Origin of the sequence: Gillisia sp. JM1 (assembly GCF_000424645.1) — a bacterium.
In the GTDB taxonomy this organism is placed as follows: Bacteria; Bacteroidota; Bacteroidia; order Flavobacteriales; family Flavobacteriaceae; genus Gillisia.
Genome location: NZ_AUKH01000007.1, coordinates 105,964 through 126,662, shown reverse-complemented (window position 1 = coordinate 126,662; position 20,699 = coordinate 105,964). Strand labels below are relative to the sequence as shown.

General features: G+C 35.1%; 18 protein-coding genes. 3 read left to right on the top strand and 15 right to left on the bottom strand.

Translation table 11 applies throughout. From position 1 onward, the window contains the following. Nucleotides 1-33 precede the first annotated feature (33 nt). Together H033_RS0100520 and H033_RS0100515 are read right to left on the bottom strand one after the other, a co-directional pair. Nucleotides 34-1,614 carry a 4Fe-4S binding protein gene (locus H033_RS0100520; protein WP_026836568.1) on the bottom strand — a complete coding sequence of 527 codons (1,581 nt, stop codon included), beginning with the start codon at nt 1,612-1,614 and terminating at the stop codon, nt 34-36. Nucleotides 1,615-1,637: 23 nt separating this feature from the next. After that, nucleotides 1,638-2,930: an NAD(P)/FAD-dependent oxidoreductase gene (locus H033_RS0100515; RefSeq protein ID WP_026836567.1), complete on the bottom strand. Its 1,293-nt coding sequence runs from the start codon at nt 2,928-2,930 to the stop codon at nt 1,638-1,640. Between the two features lie 117 nt (nt 2,931-3,047). On the opposite strand from H033_RS0100515, the gene H033_RS0100510 reads away from it, so the two are divergent. Both H033_RS0100510 and H033_RS0100505 read left to right on the top strand, forming a co-directional pair. After that, nucleotides 3,048-3,755, top strand: coding sequence for a DUF547 domain-containing protein (locus H033_RS0100510; protein ID WP_026836566.1), 708 nt, complete (start codon nt 3,048-3,050; stop codon nt 3,753-3,755). Beyond that, entirely contained in the window at nt 3,745-4,806 is a 1,062-nt protein-coding gene (locus H033_RS0100505) for a glycoside hydrolase family 113 (RefSeq protein ID WP_051227710.1), read from the top strand. Before H033_RS0100510 ends, H033_RS0100505 begins: the two co-directional genes overlap by 11 nt. On the opposite strand, the gene H033_RS0100500 is transcribed toward H033_RS0100505, so the two are convergent. The 13 genes from H033_RS0100500 to H033_RS0100440 all read right to left on the bottom strand — a co-directional run bounded on the left by H033_RS0100500 (nt 4,796) and on the right by H033_RS0100440 (nt 18,842). Beyond that, nucleotides 4,796-5,482: a TIGR04283 family arsenosugar biosynthesis glycosyltransferase gene (locus tag H033_RS0100500; protein WP_026836564.1), complete on the bottom strand. Its 687-nt coding sequence runs from the start codon at nt 5,480-5,482 to the stop codon at nt 4,796-4,798. The two genes, H033_RS0100505 and H033_RS0100500, sit on opposite strands and share 11 nt — an antisense overlap. A 1-nt stretch (nt 5,483) precedes the next feature. Beyond that, entirely contained in the window at nt 5,484-6,293 is an 810-nt protein-coding gene (locus tag H033_RS0100495; RefSeq protein ID WP_026836563.1) for a DUF547 domain-containing protein, read from the bottom strand. A 239-nt stretch (nt 6,294-6,532) separates the two neighbouring features. Next, complete coding sequence (gene arsM, locus H033_RS0100490; RefSeq protein ID WP_026836562.1) at nt 6,533-7,501, bottom strand: arsenosugar biosynthesis arsenite methyltransferase ArsM; 969 nt, start codon at nt 7,499-7,501, stop codon at nt 6,533-6,535. A gap of 67 nt (nt 7,502-7,568) precedes the next feature. Then, entirely contained in the window at nt 7,569-8,381 is an 813-nt protein-coding gene (locus tag H033_RS0100485; RefSeq protein ID WP_026836561.1) for a purine-nucleoside phosphorylase, read from the bottom strand. A gap of 5 nt (nt 8,382-8,386) precedes the next feature. After that, the gene (locus H033_RS0100480; RefSeq protein WP_034885980.1) at nt 8,387-8,992 is read right to left on the bottom strand and encodes a TIGR04282 family arsenosugar biosynthesis glycosyltransferase; all 606 of its coding nucleotides are present in this window, start codon (nt 8,990-8,992) and stop codon (nt 8,387-8,389) included. Nucleotides 8,993-9,013: 21 nt separating this feature from the next. Then, nucleotides 9,014-9,523 carry a rhodanese-like domain-containing protein gene (locus tag H033_RS0100475; RefSeq protein WP_026836559.1) on the bottom strand — a complete coding sequence of 170 codons (510 nt, stop codon included), beginning with the start codon at nt 9,521-9,523 and terminating at the stop codon, nt 9,014-9,016. A 56-nt stretch (nt 9,524-9,579) separates the two neighbouring features. Beyond that, entirely contained in the window at nt 9,580-10,404 is an 825-nt protein-coding gene (locus H033_RS0100470; RefSeq protein ID WP_026836558.1) for a metallophosphoesterase family protein, read from the bottom strand. After that, complete coding sequence (locus H033_RS0100465; RefSeq protein WP_026836557.1) at nt 10,380-11,723, bottom strand: sodium:solute symporter family transporter; 1,344 nt, start codon at nt 11,721-11,723, stop codon at nt 10,380-10,382. The genes H033_RS0100470 and H033_RS0100465 overlap by 25 nt, the downstream gene beginning before the upstream one ends. Before the next feature lie 17 nt (nt 11,724-11,740). Continuing rightward, nucleotides 11,741-13,186, bottom strand: coding sequence for a SusD/RagB family nutrient-binding outer membrane lipoprotein (locus tag H033_RS0100460; protein WP_026836556.1), 1,446 nt, complete (start codon nt 13,184-13,186; stop codon nt 11,741-11,743). Between the two features lie 55 nt (nt 13,187-13,241). Then, a complete protein-coding gene (locus tag H033_RS0100455; protein WP_026836555.1) occupies nt 13,242-16,454 on the bottom strand; it encodes a SusC/RagA family TonB-linked outer membrane protein in 3,213 nt (1,070 codons plus the stop codon). A gap of 83 nt (nt 16,455-16,537) precedes the next feature. After that, entirely contained in the window at nt 16,538-17,227 is a 690-nt protein-coding gene (locus H033_RS0100450) for a DUF2064 domain-containing protein (RefSeq protein ID WP_026836554.1), read from the bottom strand. A gap of 149 nt (nt 17,228-17,376) precedes the next feature. Next, nucleotides 17,377-18,438 (bottom strand): arsenosugar biosynthesis radical SAM (seleno)protein ArsS, encoded by a 1,062-nt coding sequence (arsS, locus tag H033_RS0100445; RefSeq protein WP_026836553.1) that lies wholly within the window; start codon nt 18,436-18,438, stop codon nt 17,377-17,379. A gap of 68 nt (nt 18,439-18,506) precedes the next feature. Beyond that, the gene (locus tag H033_RS0100440) at nt 18,507-18,842 is read right to left on the bottom strand and encodes an arsenosugar biosynthesis-associated peroxidase-like protein (RefSeq protein WP_026836552.1); all 336 of its coding nucleotides are present in this window, start codon (nt 18,840-18,842) and stop codon (nt 18,507-18,509) included. Nucleotides 18,843-19,575: 733 nt separating this feature from the next. Here H033_RS0100440 and H033_RS0100435 point away from each other — a divergent pair. Continuing rightward, nucleotides 19,576-20,595 carry a helix-turn-helix domain-containing protein gene (locus tag H033_RS0100435; protein ID WP_026836551.1) on the top strand — a complete coding sequence of 340 codons (1,020 nt, stop codon included), beginning with the start codon at nt 19,576-19,578 and terminating at the stop codon, nt 20,593-20,595. Nucleotides 20,596-20,699 lie beyond the last annotated feature (104 nt).

The following is a 20,699-nucleotide window of genomic DNA, read 5'->3' as shown; positions in this document are numbered from 1 at the left end:
TTTAATTCTTTTTTTTAAAGAATGAGTATTCTATTATTTTTGATTTAATAGATCCATCAAATTAACATCGTTTCCTAATAAGACTTCATTTGAATTAATTCTACCATCCATAGAATCATTTTCTAGTTTAAGTACTCCTCGCGGGCATACAGCAGCGCATATTCCACATCCAACACAACTAGATCTTACAATATTCTCCCCTTTTTGAGCATAAGCTCTTACATCTATTCCCATTTCGCAATAAGTAGAACAGTTACCGCAAGAGATACACTGACCACCGTTGGTTGTAATTCTAAATCTTGAAAATAATCGTTGCTGAAAACCTAATATTGCAGCCATTGGGCAACCAAATCTACACCATACTCTGTTTCCAAAAATGGGATAGAACCCGGTTCCTATAACTCCACTAAAAATGGCTCCAATTAATACGCCGTAAGTAGATCTTAATGTTTCCGCTTCAAATAAGAATACTTTCCCATCTCCACTAAAAAAGTGAAATCCAATTAGAGCTAAAATGATGGCTAAATACCCTATCGCTCCAAATTTTGCATCTTTCTGAAATTCATTTCTTTTGAATATCATCACTACAGCAAAAACTGCTGTTAATAGAACAGCAACTCCAATTAGAAAAGTGGTTCTATTAAGCCAGTATTTTCCATCTTCACCCAGATACGAATAAATAACTGCTGTTGTCATGAGTACCACAAAAACCACAACGCTATGTACCACCCAACGCTCGATTTTCCAAGCCGATTGAGATTTGTCACTCAAATGTCTAAAAGGATCCCCAGCAGTTTCGGCTAAACCTCCACAGCCACAAACCCAAGAACAATACCAACGTTTCCCATATTTGTAGGTAAGAATTGGGGTAATTACGAAAATAGAAATCACTCCAAAGATCAACATGGCAATTCCTATATCTCCGGCATTTATCATGGAATCTACCCGATATTGTTCAAAATTGTAAAAGTTGAGCGGCCAGATGTTCTTAAGATCGTAATAAGGCAAGGAAAAATTCTCACTATTAAGACGCTGCATAAATTCTGGAATTAGAAAAGCAAAACTTAATTGAAAGAACATGACCGAAAAGGTTCGCAAACGCTCATATTTATTATGACGGTATTTCCAGATAAATTTTACTCCGAAGGAAAGAATTGCTATGGTATATAATGTTCCGTAAACGAACCATTGACTGGCGGGATTGCCGCTTAACAGTTTGCTTAAAGGGTCAAACAGTGAGATTATTCCAGTATTTTCTCCTTCAGCATTCAAGCCTAGAAGTTCTGGATAGAAATAGAGAACAATATAAAATCCTGTTAATATCAAACCGGTGATCCAAGCCAATACCCCTCTGTTAGTTATGGATTTAAACCAAATATGATCATTTTTTATTCCCTCGGTTTTATTTGCATAAGTAGCCTGAGCAAACCAAATTACTCCAATCCCAATTGCAGAAAGGGACGCATACAACCAAAAAGCTTTGTTTGGAAAGTTTATATTGAATGCAGCTAGTGTTAAAATAAATAAACCAGAAACCCCTAAAAAGGTGGCTAACTTCTGAGGAATATTTAAAGAGGTTGAAACATCACCGGTCAAGGACAGATTATTTTCCATAATGAGGGTTTATTTTTTAAGGGTTAATTTGTAACAGGTTCGTTTTTATTAAAGCTTTGTTGAATTTCAGTTTCGTGGTGTTTATAAAATTCAGGGTCAAAATTGGCTAGCTTTAAGTGATCTATCACATAATCTACAGATCTTTCTTCGGTAAGCCATTTATCAAAGGTTTCTTGTCTCATTCTAATTCCGAAGGTGTTAATACCTACAAACTTCCTATTTCCTTCTTTATAATTTATGGTAATGCATTTTCTGCCAGCTTTGTGCTGCCAATGAAAATGTGCTTCTCCTTGCCTTGGATCAGGAAAAACCCAACCATAAGTTTGATATTCTATATCAAAGAATTTTGCACTATTAAACCAATGTCCTGGATTGTATTCCATAGGATTTCCACAAATGGTTTGAGCCACCACTTCGCCCATCATTCTGCCGGTATACCAAACTGCTTCAACAGTTTTTCTTTCGCCTATTCCCTCACGCTGCTCTGCACAATCTCCAATGGCATAGATATTATCGTAATTTGTTTGAAGCGATCTATTCACTTTCACACCTTTACCGAGTTCTATTCCAGAATCTTTCAGAAAATTAATATTTGGGGAAACTCCAGCGGTTAGACCAACCAGATCGCACATAATCTCTTCACCAGTTTCTTCTACGATAATACTTTTTACTCGACCATTTTCGTCGGAAACTATTTCTTTTAAATTGGAATTTAATCTAAGGTCTATATGATGTTCTCGAATATGATTGTTGATTATTTCCGATTCTCCCGGCGGAAGTACACCATTCCAAAAACTGGATTCCCTAACAAGTAAGGTCACAGGAATATTTCTAGTGCTGAGCATTTCTGCAAGCTCAGAGCCTATAAGTCCGCCTCCTACAATGACTGCCTGTTTACAATTTTTGGTATTTTCTTCTAAAAGTTCTATATCCTGTTTGGTAACCATTCCTTGAACCCCTTTGAGATCCTGACCTTTCCAGCCAAATTTGTTGTAGTTTGAACCTGTAGCTATGATCAATTTATCGTAAGCCATAATTTCTCCAGAAGAGAAAGTGAGCTGATTTATCTCAGGTTGCACCTGAGATACGAATGCATTTTTAAGTTCTATTCTGTTCTTTTCCCAGAACCAATCTTCATAAGGCTTTAAGTGATCCCATTTCATATGCCCCATATACACATACATAAGTGCAGTTCGAGAAAAGAAATGATCACTTTCTGAAGAAATTACTGTGATCCTTCTGTCAGATTGTTTTCTAATGTGTCTGGCGGCGGTAATTCCAGATATTCCATTGCCTATAATGACAATATGATCCATATTATTCCTTATTTTTAGAAGATTGGTAACAATCGGGTTAGTAGTTTTCTCAAAATTCGACTTAGACTCAATTCGTTTGGTCGCAGATTTGCGTATAACCTTTTATAAATTAAAAAAATGAAATATTTTTCCTTATTAATACTTCTAATTTCCAGCTTTTCATTTGCTCAGGAAACTTCAAAATTCTTTGATGCTTCCGATTCTTTTTTTAAACAATATGTTAGTAATGGTAGGGTAAAGTACGCAGAAATAAAGCAGAATCCCAAGAATTTGCAGGAATTGTTGAGCCTTGCGAAACGGGTGAAAATTTCTACTGAAGACCCAGATGTCTATAAAGCTTTTTGGATAAATGCTTACAATATTGCCGTGATAAGTGGTATTGTTAAACAATTTCCTGTGAAATCTCCAATGGATATTGAAGGCTTCTTTAATAGAAAAACACATAGTTTAGGGCAAAAATCGGTAACCTTAGATGATATAGAGAAGATACTTTTATTAGGGAACTACCCTGATGAATCCAGGTTTCATTTCGTGCTGGTTTGTGCTGCTATAGGATGTCCTCCAATAATTGCTGAAGCATATATGCCAGAAACCTTGGAAAAGCAATTACAACAACAAACCGTAAAAGCAATGAATTCTTCGGACTTTGTAAAGATCCAAAAGGATACGATATTGCTTTCAGAATTAATGAACTGGTATCAAAAAGACTTTACAAAGGAGGGTGTTAGTTTGATAGATTATATAAATAAATACAGGAAAACAGTAATTCCTCCTAATTTAAAGATCGAATTTTATAATTATAATTGGGAGTTGAATGCACTTTAGATCTATTTCAACATTCATTAGGAGAAGGGCTTTACATCTTCAGCTTATCGTAGTCATCAGCTTACTGATGGTGATAGCATCCTGCCAAGGGCAGAAGCAACAGAAAAAATTCAATGGGGTAAGTTTAGTGGCTTCCCGGGAATCTATTTCAAGTTCTCATATTAAACCTATTTTAGAGATAAATGCTAATGCTGTAGCCGTTATGCCTTTTGGATTTATTAAAAGTTTATCCAGCCCCGATCTTAAATTCAATATTGAGAAGCAATGGGAAGGTGAGCGATTAGAGGGTGCTAGAAAAACCACTCAGTTGTTACATTCTCAGGGTTTAAAAGTGATGATAAAACCACAGATCTGGATCTGGAAAGGTGAGTTTACAGGGAATATAAAAATGACTTCTGAAGAAGATTGGAAGAAATTTGAAACGAACTATGAGGAATTTATCTTGTTGTATGCAAAAATGGCAGATGAAGAAAATGTGGAACTTTTTTGTATAGGTACAGAATTATACGCATTCGCAAATGAAAGAACCGAATTCTGGGAGCAACTAATTACTAAAGTTAGAAAGATCTTTAAAGGAAAACTCACCTACGCCGAGAACTGGGATAAGGTTGAAAAGGTTAATTTTTGGACACAATTAGATTTTATAGGTGTAGACGCATATTTTCCTTTAAGTGAGGGAAAATCCCCAAATATTGAAGAATTAAGAGCTTCCTGGAAACCTCATAAGACACAATTAAAAGACTTGTCTAATAAATATGATAGGAAAGTCTTATTTACAGAGTATGGTTATAGAAATACGAATTATGCAACCAAGCAGCCTTGGGATTCTTCCAGAAAGGAAACATCTGTGAATAATGAATTGCAATCTAATGCATTGATGGCACTATATCAGGAATTTTGGAGGGAAGATTGGTTCTCTGGCGGGTTTTTATGGAAATGGTTTCATAATCATGAGCAGGCAGGTGGGCTGGAAAACAATCAGTTCACACCTCAAAATAAACCGGCTTTAAAAGTGGTAAAAGGTTTTTATGGAGAAATGGTCAGGGATTGATCCTACGTTTATAATATTTATTTAATTCTTCTGGAGAAGCTCCCCTAAGTCGTTTAACATAAATAGCGGCAAAACAAAACTGTAATTTCCAAACGCCAATTTCTTCATATCTTCGCGCCGAGGTGGTAATTAATTTTGGAATTACTTCAAATTGGTTTTGCTTGTAAAGCCTGCCAATAAATTCATTATCCTCATAAACCACAAAAGTTTCGTTGTAGCCACCGAGCTCCTTAAATAAGCTTTTGGTGATAAATAAAGATTGATCTCCTCCTCTGCAGGCCTTATGATTAAATTTCGTGAACCATCCCATTAGATTCAGCCACCAGTGATTCATGTCAAACTTCATTTGAAAGCACCCGGCCTTATTACCGGAGTTTATTTGATCCAGAATAGATTGGTCAAAGTTAAGAGGAGGGAAACTATCTGCGTGTAAAAAATAAAGGACATCAAATTTTGCGTTTTTCGCTCCTGTATTCATTTGTTTTGCCCTACCTTTTTCAGAAGAAACATAAAAAACTCCGGAATACTCTTTTATAAGTTCCGGAGTTTTATCTGTACTTCCACCATCTACAACAATGATTTCATTGTTAGTGAAGGAAGAATTCTTTTTAAGATGATCAAGTAGCCTAATAATTCCGGTTTCTTCGTTTAAAACAGGGATAATAATGCTGATCATTTTATTTTTGTTCGTTTAGATTCCAGTTATAATCTTTGTAAGTTACTGTAGTTCCATTAGCTATTTTCACATCAGAATATTTGTTGACGTAATCTATTATAGTTACCCCATCTTCAATAAAATCTTTTTTGTACCAGTCAAATATCGAAGACAATTTAGCTGAATTTTTTGAGATTTCATTTTTATCAGAGTTGATAAACTCCTTTGTAACTCTATCCAATTGCTCATTGATTTTAGCGGCACTATAAGCTTCATTCAATAATTTAGGACAAGAAATAGAAGCACAGTTAATTGCAAAATGGATTCTTGGTTCGTTCATTTTTCTTAAAATGCTATTTTCTATACCACCCAAGGAAATTTCTACATCTCCAATAGTTACAATATCTTTTGTCCAGTTCCCATCAATATCTTTAATGCTTTTTGTAGGATAATTATTAAGGATTAAGTCTACCGTATAGGCATTATAGATATTGATATAATAAGCCAATTGTTCTTGTACAGACCAGTCTTTGGTGGGTTTCATTTTAGCTAGTTTCGAGAGATATACATTTAATAGCTCTCTATCTTTCATGAAACCTTTATAATCTACCATCCCCTCGCTAGAAACATGCTTTTTAAGCAAGGAGTTCCATTCACTGTGGTCTACATTTACTTTAGAATTTGCTGTTGTAGAAGGTAATTCCTCGGGAGCTTCATTTGTAGGCAAGCCTTTACTGGACAAACCTGCTGAAGAAATTAAATTACAGCTACTCATGGTGGTTACCAATGCCGCAAATGCAACTAAAAGGATATAATATTTAGACTTTTTCATAAGTATGTTTTAAAAATTAATAAAATTCGCTTCTTTTCACTATATGTATTCTTATTGAGGAGCCTTGTGAATTAGACACTTCGACAAGCTCAGTGTGACAAAAATGATAAAATGTCATTCCGTCCCGATAGCAATCGGTAGAGGAATCCCTTAGAATCTAGAGATTCTTCACTCCATTTCATTACGTTCAGAATGACAAAAGAAGTTGTCAAGCTGAGCCTGTCGAAGCTTATTTGTTTCTAACAACATCCCCCACCATCATAGTGGAAAGTAGATTCGCTAAAGTAGATATCATCTCTTCCTAAATCCTGTAAGGCAGCTGCAGTTTTATCGCAAATAGCCAAAGGCTGATTTTTTAGTAAAATGTGCCCTTTTTTATCATCAAAAAATGCTTCATCACCATAATAAATAGCAGCTTTTCCGGTAAAGATACATGGTCCGTCTTCCGGCATTGGATCTTTAATCGCAGCAACTTCTATAGATTCTATATAAATCAATTCTTCTGTTGGGTAATTTTTGGGGTCTAAAATTCTGTAAGGCTTACGAGCTCTAATTTCTATAGTTCCAAAACCACCATCAGTAAGTGCCTTTACATATTCAGCAATTGGTAAACTTCCGCTTAAACACAAAGCTCTTAGTCTGGAATCGTTTCTTAATTCCTCATTCATTGGTTTCTCACAAGTAGGATCGCTCATCACCAATTTCCCGTGAGGCTTTAAAACACGGTACATTTCTTCAATAGCTTTTTTAAGGTCTTCAGCTTTAAAAATATTGAATAAACAGTTTTGAGCTGCGACATCTACCGTATTATCTTCTACCGGTAAATTAAGAGCATCTCCTTTTTTCAAGGTTACAAAATCGCTTTTAAACCAAGGGTTAGCAGCTTCGGCTTCAACAAAATTCTTGCGAGAAGCATCCAACATTTCGTCTACCATGTCTATCCCGATAACACCACCTTTTTCTCGATTGAAATATGCGAATTGAAGCAATTCCATTCCACCACCAACACCTACATAAAGCATTTTTGGATTATTAGAAAGATCTCTTGCATGCACAGTACTCCCACAGCCATAGTTCATTTCCTGCATAATTTTAGGAATCTTTAAACCAGGTAATTCCCAAATAGGATTTGTAGTACAACATAAGCCAACATCTGGTGTTAAGGCTGCCTCCTTATAAACATCGTAAGTAGTATCTAGATAACTCATTTCTTCTCTTTTATTAGAGTGATTCAATTTTAAGTAAGTTGTAATTATTTTGTTTTAATTACAAAGCTTAAATGTTTTTAATCAATTCTTTAAATAACAAGATCATATCTGGCTCTGCTTTTTCTGCCATGGCGATGATCTCACTTATATTTACGGGTTTTAAGTCGTCTGGGTTTCCTTCATCTGTAATTACTGAAATTGCTGACACCGGAATATTTAGATGATTAGCTACAATTACTTCTGGAACTGTACTCATTCCTACAGCATCGGCTCCAATAATTTTTAAGTAGCGGTATTCTGCTCTGGTTTCTAATTGCGGGCCAAGAACTGAAGCATACACGCCTTTATGAAGCCTTATAGTGTGCTCTTTCGCAATCTTTTCTATAGCTGCATTCATTTTTGCATCATAAGGTGCACTCATATCTACAAAACGTTCCCCTAATTTCTCAACGCCTTTAAATGCTAATGGAGACCCTCCTTGAAGATTAATGTGATCATCTATCAACATTAATTCTCCCTTTTTGAAATCTAAATTTATAGAACCCGAAGCATTTGAAACCAATAATTTTTGGATCCCTAATCTTTTCATAACCCGCACAGGGAAAGTTACGTCCTCTAAAGAGTAACCTTCATATAAATGAAAACGGCCTTGCATTACTATTACTTTCTTTCCTTCTAAATTTCCGAAGATCAATTTTCCTTTGTGAAACTCTACAGTAGCAGTTGGAAAATGAGGAATATGATTGTAACTGATTTCAGCTAAAATCTCTATTTCATCAGGAAGTTTCCCTAACCCAGTTCCTAAAATAACTCCTATTTCGGGATTATCAAAACCTTTATCTTTTAAGTAATCTGTAGTTTCTTGTATTTGATTTGTCATGTTCTCTATTGAAAAAAATGTTGAAAAGCCTTATGTTCTTCGATGTCACTAAAATAATCTACATCATTTTTAGCCTCTAAAAGAACTTTGTTCTCTTTGTCTAAATCTTGTAAAGTATCGTTTAATACGGTATTAGTTCCCCATTCTTTATTAGCAAATAGAGCTGGTTTCAACTTACTCATTCCCAATAAATAATAACCGCCATCTTCTGCAGGACCTATTACAAAGTCATGATCGTTCAGCTTCTCGAAAGCCTGATTTATTTCTTCGGAAGTGATATCGTACATGTCACTCCCAATAATTATAATATTAGAATATCCATTTTTAAAGCCTGTTTCAAATGCATGTTCCATTCTCTCTCCAAGACCTTGTCCTGCTTGTTGCTTCTTATTATAAATAGATGTGTCCCAAATATCATTCTCATGAATTTGTTCTGAATAATAAACTTCTTTTGTTATTGGTAAATCTTTTGTTATTGAAACCGTATGATGCAGAAGGAATTTATAGATGTTTAAAGCAGTTTGATCTCCTACATCTTTTGCCAATCTGGTTTTCACCTTTCCTAGTTCTGGATTTCGAGTAAATATGAGAAGTAAATTTTTTGGATTCAAATTTATGAGAATTTTAAAAAATTATAATTTATAAACCTTTTCACCTTTGTTCAAATATTTTGTCCAATGCTTAGAAAAGGCATGGATTTTTTGGGTTTCATTATTAGAAGATTCGTAGACGCTGTAGCCTTTGTTCATCCATTCAAAAATCCCTCCATAAAGGTTCTTTATGTTTGTATATCCTGCATCTTTTAGTTTTTCTGAAATATTTTCAGATCTAATTCCTAAAGAGCAATAAACAACAATTGGAACACTCTTATCTTTAATTTTTGAAGTAACACTTTCAGCGGAAAAATCATTATAGCCTACATAAACTGAATTTTTAAGATGACTTACCTCAAACTCTTCTTTTTCTCTAGCATCTAGAATAAAGACTTTTTCATTATTACTTTGCATCTTTAGCTCTTCCACAGAAATATAAGGAATACTGTGAGAGTTGTATTTAGACAATAATTTATCGAAAGATTCCTGGGCGCTAACATTAAAGCTGGCAGCGATAAAAAGCAGAAAATATAATCTGGTTAAATTCATAGTAGTAAATATATCTATATATACGGGATGCCGTGCAGGATAGATGTTATACTTTTCTAAAGATTGATGCCAAATCCCTGTAATCCACTTTCCAATGGAGGCAGAATTTCTGAGTTATCCCAAATCCCTGTTAGAATTGTCCTTGCATATTCAATAGGTAGTTTGTTTTTTACCATAAGAATATGCGTTTTCTTATGATTGTATTTTAACGAAAAATGTTTGAATCCGCCTTCCAAATCCTTGTCTAAAATTGCATACCAAACTTTGGGACTTCCATCATTGGCTGGCATCCCAATAACGCCTGGATTAATCCAGGTTTTTCCTTCCTGAAATTCATTAAAAGGGAGCCCACAATGACCGGCAACGATCACATCACTTTCTGTTTCTTGAAAAACCCTTTTTTTAAGTTCCCATGGAGTAGATTTAAAGATGAATTCTGAAATATTGCTGAAAGAACCATGCACGACGGTTATTTTTTTATTGTGATATTCAAATTGAATATTATCCGGCAAAGTGCCCATCCAGCTGATGGATTCAGGATTCAAATTTATTTTTGCGTAGGGATACCAGAGTTGAGAAAAGCTATCACAACGGGAACCTTCCAAAAAGTCACAGCCACAATCTTCTTTACCTTCTGCAAGTTGTTTTTCCACATTTCCTGCGATATTATTTACGCCCCATTTCCTAAAAAGATCTACAGTTTCTTGTGGTTGCGCACAATAGCCAACTACATCTCCGGTACTTATACAATTTTGAGGAGGAATACCTTGATTTTCAGCAATTGTCTTCAGTTTTTCCAAAGCTTGTAAATTACTGTACACTCCCCCGAAAAGCAAAACTTTACCCTGTAATGATCCTAATTTTTTAATCTCTTTGTCCAATAAGGTATAAAATATAATAAGATACAACTACTAATTCCCCAGATATTTACCCAAAGTAAATCGGCATATTTTCCGGAGGTAAAGGTGAGTGATTTTGGAAACAAATCAAAAACCAATACTAATCCAAAAATGATTCCGCAAAGTACGCTTAAATAAAAACTTATTTTCGGTGTCTTGTATTTCCAGAATAAAAATACTGGTGTCAATCCAATTACCATAGTTCCTGAAATGGTGGTAGCTGAAAGTATTTCTGCATCAAAAAAGACGGGTATTGTACCTAATATTGCTATCACTACCATGGAAGCCCTTCCGAAGGAAAGATATTCGCCCATTTTCAAATCTACTGAAAGCAATTTTGAAAAGGAGGAAAACGTAGAATCCAGGGTAGAAGCTGCCGAGGTGATCATAATAAAATTTATGACTAGCAAAATAACGATTCCAAAGCCTTTACCAACTTGTACAGCGGCCTGGCCAACCATACCTTGGGACTGGGCATACACCCCAACAATACTGAAAAGAATAATACATGCTGCGCCCAACAAACTTGCCCAGAGAAAACTTTTTCGGGTTACTTTCGGGGAACTAATAAAAGCCCTGTCTGTCAATACCGGATCGTGAAAGGGGTAACTGAAGGATTGAATGAGGGCAGCAAAGAACAAATTGAGACCCATTTCAAAACTCCATACTCCGGAGGTAGCAACTTTTGAAACCGTAAAGCCTTCAGAAGAAAAAATACTGAAAAGAATTACAGTTAGTAAAACAGCAAAAAGCCCCATTTGTATCACATCTGTAAAAATAGAACTGCTTAAGCCGCCTTTAATTGTATAGGCCAAAGTCAAACCAGTAAAAACAAGTATAGCCCAATAATAAGGAGTACTTCCCTGATCTCCAAAATAGGTGCCTATTACAATGGTATTGCTCCAAACCTCATTAAACAGTCTAATAGCAATCAATACTGAAAAGAGCGCCATAGCACCTTTTCCAAATCTTGTGATTAAGAATTCGTGGATACTTGTAAAGCCTCCTTTTACACGAATCTGATAAATAAGAATACCAGCTACCGCAAATGAAAGATAATAGCCCGCATAGGCCACGCCTCCCACAATTCCGAACTCTAGCCCTAGATTAGCGGCATTGGTAATGCTTTTAGCAAAAATCCATGAAATAATTAAACTTCCGGTAAGCATAAAAGCATTGGGCGCTTTCTTTAAATGCGTTGCTTTAAAAAACTGATCGGTGCTTTTTGCCAAAGGGGAAATAAAAAAGAGTATCAAACTTGATACGATAATTAATCCCCATTGCCATATATAAATACTCATAAGTTACTATTACTTTTTTATTCTTCATCCCACCAAACAGGGCTATTGATACTATTGCCGTTTGTTGCCGAAGCTGCTTCTTCGTAATTCTCTGCATTTAAAGCTTCTTCTTCTGCTGGATAGGGAAGACGAACCGGTATTAAACCATCATTTAGACTGGCGGCAACTGGCTTAAATTCAGGAAAATCTGTTCTTCTATAATCTACCCAACCTTCATAGCCGTTAATAATATTTGCAATCCATTTTTGTGTTACGATCTGTTGAATTGGACTCGTTCCTGGAGCATTGTAAGCTGCCGAACCAGATAAATAATTGGCAGGGAGTGCTGTGTTCCAGTACTCAAAAGCCAAAGCCACACCTGTTTCATATAGCATTTGTGCATCTGCGGTGATAAGCCCTCTTTCGGCAGCCTCCGCAAGATTGAAATACGTTTCCCAAGCTGTTAAAAAATTTGCATCAAGTGTTGAAGTATTTTCTCTGAAAATTGTTCCTGAAAGCGAATAATTTGATAGTTCTATGGAAGTCTGGGATGCATCAATACCATTTATTAAACCATTGAATTCTGCTGAAGTGGAATTGGCAAGGGGTCTGAAAAAAGTTGCGATACGAGTGTCATTTAAATCGAACAGAATATCTTCCATAGTCTCAGATAACACGAAATTATTAAAATCTCCTACCCGAAGCTGCGCCAATCGGAAGCTATTAGGGTTTGAATTGGTAAAATTGAAAATTGCATTTTCAGCGTTGGTCTTTAAATAATTGTCGCTGTTGTAAATGGTTTGCAATTCTGAAGAAACATCTACTTTATTAGAAATACGAAGAAGGTGTTTGATCTTTAGAGAGTTTGCAAATTTGACCCATCCATCTAAGTTTCCGTTAAAGAGAATATCCCCTTCCAAAGGAATTACATCGTTATAGGCTGAAATAGCAGCGATTCCTTTATTGAGGTTATCCAGGATACCATCATCTTTCATATAAATATCTTCCTGAAGATCATATTTTGGGGTTACCGTTCCATTTACCCCATTAAAGGCTTCAGAATAGGGTACATCTCCGAAAAGATCGGTGAGTCCTGCTGCCATATATGCTTTCAGAATTAACGCAGGACCTTCATATACTTTAAAGGTTTCCAGAGTTCTGGACTTATTGAGTAAAATCTCATTATCCCTTAGGTTAGTGTAAAATATCGGCCATGGATTCCCACCTAATTGCGGCGATTTTAAGGCATGACGGTCAAATAAATTAAAGTCGATGGCGGTACGATGTTGCGAAAGCAGATCGCCGGCTACAAAGCCCTCATAGCTCATTTGTTCTCCAAAATCGTAAATAACCTGCCTCAACAATAATTCGGGTTGTACACTGTTCGGGGAATTGGGATTGGTATTAATTTCCTCAAAATCCTGTGTACAACTGCTTAAGATAAATAGGCACAAGATGCTCGATATGTATATTATGTTTTTCACAATCTTAAAATTTTGCTTATTATTTTTTTTAAATTGACGATTGAACCCTTATGGATCAAAAATTAAATCCGGCTTTAAAGCCAATGCTCCGGCTTGTAGCATAGCTCATATCTTCCACACCACTAATAAATCCATTTCCCTGCACTGCAAGTTGCTCAGGATCAAAATGTGGATTTTCAGTAATGGCAAATAAATTTTTGCCTATTAGTGCAAGAGAGATATCCATTCCCTCTTTTAATCCAAGAAAATTTTGCTTGGTAGAAAAGCTGTAGCCTAAGGACGCCTGTCTCAATTTTAAATAAGAAGCATCGTAAACATTATTTTCTTCGTGATTCCTATCGTAAAACTGGCGGTAATAGCTTTCTGCTGAAACAGCAGTCGTGTTAGGAGTATATTGTGGATTTTCTACAGTGCCCGTATTTACAACTCCTTCTGCTACAATTCCCTCTTCTGGTCTAAAAGAGGTTTCGGCTAATTGCCCTCCTACGTTCCCCAAAGCACGAGTTCTTGAAACAATTTCTCCTCCCTGGCGCCAGTCAAAAAGAAAACCAGCATTCCAGTTTTTATATTTAAAATCATTGTTCCAGCCTAAAATAAAATCGGGATTGTAATTGCCTAATTTTTGTAATTCGTTATTCGCGATATATCGTCCATTGTTATTAATTATAAAATCTCCGTTTTCGTTTCGAAGATATCCTGTACCGTAAATATCTCCAATTTGACCTCCTTTGTCCACTTGGAACCAAACTGTTTGATTAGCACTGTCATAAATTCTACTGAAACCCAGTGTTAACCTTCCTTCATCCTGCGGAAGACTTTCTACAATAGATTTATTGGTGCTAAAGTTAAAGGTGGAATTCCATCTAAAGTTTTCATTTTGTATCGGTACGATCAAGGCTACAACTTCGAGTCCTTGACTTCTTACTTTTCCGCCATTGATCACCTGTTGTTTATAACCGGAAGATATAGCAATAGGTAAGGATGTGATTTGATTTGTAGTTAAAGAATTATAATAAGTAATGTCAAAATTTAGTCGGTCCTTAAAAAACCTGATATCTGTTCCAATTTCAAATGATGTGGTTTGTTCCGGTTTCAGATTTGCGTTGGGTATAAAATTTTGATTGCTGAAAGTTGGCTGTCCGTTGAAAGGAGTTCTCGAAACAAAAGCACCTGAAGTTTGGTAAGGATTGGTATCATTTCCTACCTGGGCAACACTTGCTCTTAGTTGGGCAAAGGATATTACTGTAGGAAGTTTGTACAGGTTGGAAACTACTAAACTGGTTGAAGCCGAAGGATAGAAAAATGAAGTCCCATCTACAGAAAAAGGAGTTGCCAAAGCACTAGACCAGTCATTCCTTCCTGTAATATCTAAAAACAGATATCCTTTATATCCAAATTTTGAAATTCCGTAGAAAGAATTTATCCGTTTTTCAGATTCAAACTGAAATGCTTCAATTGGAGAGGCTGCATTGTTTAGGTTGTAAATGCCAGGTTGTGCCAAATTTGTAGTCTGAACCTGCTTGGTACTCGCAAACTGATCCAGCCTGTTTCCACCTACAGAAATATCTAAGGTAAAATCACCATAGATATTGTTATAATTGATTAAAAGATTAGTGTTTATCTCCCTAAACAAGACATCATGCTCTGCATAACCCCCATTTTTAAAACGATTAGAACTAAAAGCACGGCGCAGTTTTCTGGTTTCATTAGAGTAATCCATCCCAGTACCAATGGAGATGCTTAAATTTTCAAGAAGATCCTGTTTTACCCTAATATTTCCGAAAACCCTGTCTCTATTAAAAGAATTTCGATTTTCAAAAAGTATAAAATATGGGTTGTCGAAGAAGGTATAGTTATAGGAAATTTGCTGCACATCTTCCAGTCCCGGTTGCCAGTAATCTTTTAAGTTTTCAATATTTAATGAACGTGGACCCCATGCTACCAGAGAATAATTCACATTTTCGCTTCCATAACCATTAGAAGGACGATTGTCACTTTTGGAATTCATATAACTTATGCTGGAACTAATTTCAGTTTTTTCAGTAGGCGAAAAATTGAGTTTTACTGCCGCAGTTTGCCTGTCTAGATTAACTCCGGGAATAATAGATTCGCTTCTTAGATCTGTAAAGGAAAAGCGGTAGTTTCCTTTATCGAATCCGCTTGAAACAGAAGCGTTGTTTATAGTAGTAACCCCAGTGTTGTAAAAATCCTTAAGATTATCTGGATGAGAATTAAAAGGAGTGGGAGTAATAGGTAATCCATCATACAAGGAAGTGTCCCCTCCACGAACTACATTGCCATTTGGTAAAACCACCGGGCTGTCGAATTGAGGTATTAGATTCCCCACATCTAGTCTAGGGCCCCAGGAATAGGTAATATTATCGTTAATACCACCGCCAAGACCATTTACATATTCAAATTGACCGGAATTACCCTGTCCAAATTCATTCTGAAATTCTGGCAACTGAAAAGCCGTATCCACAAACAGAGAACTGTTAATACTAATCCCCAATCCTTTTTTATTGGAACCATTTTTTGTTTCAATCACAATAACCCCATTGGATGCTCGTGTGCCATATAATGCGGCAGCGGTAGGTCCTTTCAAGACTGTAACAGACTCTATATCATCTGGATTTACCTCCATAGCTCCATTTCCAAAATCTATTTCTTGGAATCCGGCTGCGGCTTCATTGGTAAAATTAAAAACGGTTGAATTATTAATAGGAGTTCCGTCTACCACGAACAAGGGATTGTTATTGGAAAACGATGATTCTCCCCTTATATTGATTTTAGAAGAAGAACCTACTCCTGTTGCTCCCTGAGAAATGGTTACTCCGGCTAATTTGCCGGCAAGATTATCTAAAAAATTCACCGACTTAACTTCGGAAATCTCCGCGGACTGGATGGATTGTACCGTATAACCCAATTCTTTGGTTTCACGTTTAAAACCCAATGCGGTGATAACTACTTCATTTAATCCAGTTTCAGAATCCTGAAGGCTAACATTAAGAATTGTTTGATTATTGATTGGTAGGGAAATTATAATATATCCTATGGACGAAAATTCGAGAGTTCCCGTAGGGTCTGAAATTTCAAGGGAATAATTTCCGTTTTCGTTTGTGGTAGTTCCGGTTGATGTATTTTTTAGGATAACGTTTGCAAATGGAATTGCATTTCCATTGCTATCTGTAACTTTTCCTGTAATAATTGTTTGTGCCAGGCCTGCAAATGATACACAGAAGGCCAGACAAAGTAATAGTATCTTCATCTAAATAATTATTTTTAACCCCTCTTAGGCATGCCAAGAAGTTTTTGATTCAAATATTTTCTGAAATAAATCAGCTCGCTAATCTAATGTGAAGAAATACTGGGAGAACCTTTATTAAAAATAAGTGTTCTTTCTACTTGAAGGAAGTGAAAGTTGTAAAGTGAGAAACTATGTAATGTGGAAAAAAGTAATTTTAAAATGGCCGTCTTAAGCCTTACAGAAAATTGATTTATCTTCTCTTGGATGTTTTTTAGATCACCTAAAGAATCAATATCAAAAAGCATTTCCAGCTTTTTGATCTTAACTTTTCTTTTGTTTAGAAAATGGTTTTCCAGAGCATTATTAAGTCTTGATGTTTGCCAAGGTAAAGTCTTAAAAATTTCTGTGTTAAATTGGGATCTATGAAGACCCATCAGGTAAAATCCACCATCCTGTGAAGGTCCAAGGACAATTTGGAATTTATCTATACCTGCTGCGGCTTCAATTATATGTTTTTTTGAAAGGGAAGGTGTATCATTACCAACAGTAATAACATTCTCATAACCCATTTCTATAACGCTTTGGATAGCATTTGTAAAGCGATCTCCAAAACAGTTTCCAATTTGATCTTTTTCTGAAAAGCGGAAATAAGGAAGTCCAGTCTTCTCGACCATTTTTATTGTCCGATCATTCAGCGAAGCAAAGAGATCAGATCCAAAAGAAAAGCTTTTGTTAATCCCTTCAGTTCCCGGAGAATTGGCGAAAATTAAAACCGCGGTTTTTTGTTGAATCATAGGTTGGTTACTCCCTTTTGTAAATATAATCCCTCATTGAGGGTTTAAATCGCCGAGGTTTTCCTCGAATATTAAAATTATTTTCCTCCCGAATTATCAGGACATAACTCATGGGCTTGTCCTGAAGTCCTTGATTTTACACCTCGTTTTTAATCGGTTACTGTTCCTTGACAACTGCTTCCTGCACCTGCAGTACAGCCATAGCAGTGTTGGGAAATAATGATATTTCTATCATTTAAAAGATCTTCATTATAATCGCTGATATGTTGAACTTTACTGTCCACTTTTAGACCTAACATCTGGTTGAAATCACAATCATATAACCAACCATCCCAACTAATAGAAATAGTATTGGTGCACATTACATTTTCTACAGCGGTGGGGTTGTAGGCTTCAACAAGTGCATACATATAATCTTCATAATTTTCTGAAGCTATTAGATATTCCAAAAATCTACTGATAGGAAGATTAGTAATTGCGAATAAACTATTAAAATCTATATTGAAATCTTCTTTTAACGCAACTTTAAAGTCATTTTGTAAGGCTTCTTGATTTGTTGGCAAAAACGCTCCTGAAGGATTATAAACCAAATCTAACTTTAAACCAGTTCCTTCTTGAGCATATCCAACAGCGTTAAGCATTTGTAAAGCTTTTATGGATTTATCAAAAACACCCTCTCCACGTTGCTTGTCTGTCTTATCTCTTTTATAAAAAGGAAGTGAAGATGCCACATGAACTTTGTGCTTTTTGAAAAATTCTGGCAGATCGTGATATTTCTTATTGGCCAAAATAATGGTAAGGTTGGATCTTACAATAAAATCTTTGATCCCTGCTTTTGAAGCTTCTTCTACAAACCATCTAAAATTAGGATTCATTTCCGGGGCACCTCCAGTAAGATCTAGTGTATGCGCTCCTGTATTTCTAATAACCTCAAGACATTGCTCCATAGTTTCTATAGTCATGATCTCTTTGCGATCTGGGCCAGCATCTACGTGACAATGGGAACATACTTGATTACACATATAGCCTAAATTTAACTGGAGAATTTCCAGTTTTTTAGGTTTTAAGGGGAAGAGATTTGTTTCGGCTATTTTATCTTTAAACAAAGGCAATTCTCCTTTTTTGAAGATTCCGTTGCTTAAAAATTTTAATTGGTTGGCAGGGTTAGAAAGATCGTCTTCTCTCGCTGCCAATGATTTTAATAAAGCCATATATTTTTTAATTCAGTATTATAAAAAAGCAAACTGGTAGGAATAATTAAAATGCTGTACACAGCAAATTACATGCTAAGTTTATCGTATTTATTCATCATTTGAACCCCATGAACCAAGGTGGCGCCACTTTTAATTGCAGCTCCAACGTGCACAGCTTCCATCATTTCTTTTTTATCTATACCTCTTTGCAAACCGTCCTTTGTATAAGCATCTATACAGTAAGGGCATTGCACTACATGGGAAACAGCTAAAGCAATTAAAGATTTTTCACGAGCAGAAAGAGCGCCTTCTTCAAAAACTTTTCCATAATAATCGAAAAATTTAGTGCCTAACTCTTCATTCCATTCGGAAATATTTCCAAATTTTCTTAAGTCGGCAGGATCATAATAGGTTTTAGACATATTTATATTTTATAGCATGTTTAATTAATCGTAAAGGCTACGATATACTTACGAGTTTTTGGTAACATTGGTTTCAATTAAAGGAATTAGGATTTTAAAAGCTCAGTGATATCTATAATTATTCTGAAATAAGCCAATTGGCAATTTTAAAATTAAATTAATGATTTGAGACTTCTGTGGGTCTAAACTTTTATTGGTGACCTTATCAATAAACTTTCGCAACAAGGTATTTAAAAAATAAGTGGATAAAAAAATTATGAAATAAGATTATGAAGTAATTATGACCAAATAACTGTTAAATGGTAATTTTAAGAAAGGTTTAATTGTTTTTACGAATTAATACGATGGTTACAAATACAACAAGTAAAACTTCCAATGCTAATAAGATAAATACTGTGGTCATATAAAAGTTATAAGTAAATGGATAATTCTATATAAGAATTTATTAGTGGAGCGAAGTTGGATTTAATAAAGCTGAGTTATGGACGTTTTTGCAAAAAAAATTAACGCTAATCCTGAATAAATTAACTTTTCTTAACAATTTTAGTTTTTAGGCTAATAATTTTATGAATAACGTTATTCTCATTAATCTTGCTGTTATTTGTTAATTACATTGTATTATCTGAAACCTTGACTTATTTTTGGTTGCCTTTAAAATCACAAAGAGATATACCTTGAGGTTAAGTTTATTATAATATAAAATTTTGACCTTTAATTTAGAATATTACTTTTTATGAAAATTGCAGTAAAAACCTTACCGGTTAATCAGATCATACAGGATATTTCTGAATTTTTAAATGCTTCTCTAGATGTGGATGGTAGCGAACAAATTTTAAATATTCCAAAAGAATTTGGCGAGGGCACTATAAATGCTTCAAGTTTTGATTCTGGGATTGGGGTGATCTCTTATAATTGCAAATTTTATGAAGATGTAGAAATTCATTTTACTTTAAACAGTGTTCATCCGTTAAAATTTATTTTTTGCTCTGTAGGGGAAGTTTCGCATTCATTTCAAGACACAGAGAAACTGAACAGTATTGAAGCCTATCAAAATATTATTGTTTCCAGCAGTGGATACAATGGACATGTACTTTATTTTAAAGCGAATGTGCAAACGCATGTATCTAGTTTAGAAATAATAAGAGCTACATTTTCTCATAGAACAAATTATGATTTTCAAGATCTGGACGATACTTTAAAAGCACTTTTTAGAGATGAGGTCTCAAAAATCCCATTTTTTTATCAAGGGAATTACAGCATTAAAGCTGCAGACCTTATGGAGGATATGGAAAATAGGGAATATTCAGGATTTTTAAGATCGCTGTTTCTGGAAGGAAAATCTTTCCAGATGTTGGTTGTACAGATCGCGCAATATCAGGATGATGAAGCTGAGGATAAATTACCTAAAATATTAAGAAAGTCTGATATTCAAAAAGTAGATTATGTTACTAAAAGGATAGCTGGTGATTTAGCCAGTAATTTAACAGTAGAGAATTTAGCAAAGGAAGCGGGTACTAATGTGAATAAGCTTCAGGAAGGATTTAAATATGTGTACGATCTTACAGTAAATAAGTATATTCAAAATATAAAGTTAGAGGCTGCAAAGGATATGTTGATGAATTCTGAAAAAAACATCTCAGAGATCGTTATTGCCATTGGGTTGAACAATAGGAGTTATTTTTCTAAGATCTTCAAAGAAAAGTATGGAGTAAATCCAAAATATTTTTTAAAATCCTCAAAAAGTGATGTCTAAATAGGCATACTTATTGACCTCTTCATTAATTAACTATAACTAACCGTTATAGTTTTTAAATATATATATTTATCGAGATTTATAAAAAAACATACCCTACTATA

Coding starts and splice junctions, on each gene's coding strand:
- H033_RS0100455 (WP_026836555.1), bottom strand. CDS start 16,454: ATGAAGATACTATTACTTTGTCTGGCCTTCTGTGTATCATTTGCAGGC.
- H033_RS0100510 (WP_026836566.1), top strand. CDS start 3,048: ATGAAATATTTTTCCTTATTAATACTTCTAATTTCCAGCTTTTCATTT.
- H033_RS0100440 (WP_026836552.1), bottom strand. CDS start 18,842: ATGTCTAAAACCTATTATGATCCTGCCGACTTAAGAAAATTTGGAAAT.
- arsM (WP_026836562.1), bottom strand. CDS start 7,501: ATGAGTTATCTAGATACTACTTACGATGTTTATAAGGAGGCAGCCTTA.
- H033_RS0100435 (WP_026836551.1), top strand. CDS start 19,576: ATGAAAATTGCAGTAAAAACCTTACCGGTTAATCAGATCATACAGGAT.
- H033_RS0100495 (WP_026836563.1), bottom strand. CDS start 6,293: ATGAAAAAGTCTAAATATTATATCCTTTTAGTTGCATTTGCGGCATTG.
- H033_RS0100485 (WP_026836561.1), bottom strand. CDS start 8,381: ATGACAAATCAAATACAAGAAACTACAGATTACTTAAAAGATAAAGGT.
- arsS (WP_026836553.1), bottom strand. CDS start 18,438: ATGGCTTTATTAAAATCATTGGCAGCGAGAGAAGACGATCTTTCTAAC.
- H033_RS0100450 (WP_026836554.1), bottom strand. CDS start 17,227: ATGATTCAACAAAAAACCGCGGTTTTAATTTTCGCCAATTCTCCGGGA.
- H033_RS0100475 (WP_026836559.1), bottom strand. CDS start 9,523: ATGAATTTAACCAGATTATATTTTCTGCTTTTTATCGCTGCCAGCTTT.
- H033_RS0100520 (WP_026836568.1), bottom strand. CDS start 1,614: ATGGAAAATAATCTGTCCTTGACCGGTGATGTTTCAACCTCTTTAAAT.
- H033_RS0100465 (WP_026836557.1), bottom strand. CDS start 11,723: ATGAGTATTTATATATGGCAATGGGGATTAATTATCGTATCAAGTTTG.
- H033_RS0100500 (WP_026836564.1), bottom strand. CDS start 5,482: ATGATCAGCATTATTATCCCTGTTTTAAACGAAGAAACCGGAATTATT.
- H033_RS0100515 (WP_026836567.1), bottom strand. CDS start 2,930: ATGGATCATATTGTCATTATAGGCAATGGAATATCTGGAATTACCGCC.
- H033_RS0100505 (WP_051227710.1), top strand. CDS start 3,745: ATGCACTTTAGATCTATTTCAACATTCATTAGGAGAAGGGCTTTACAT.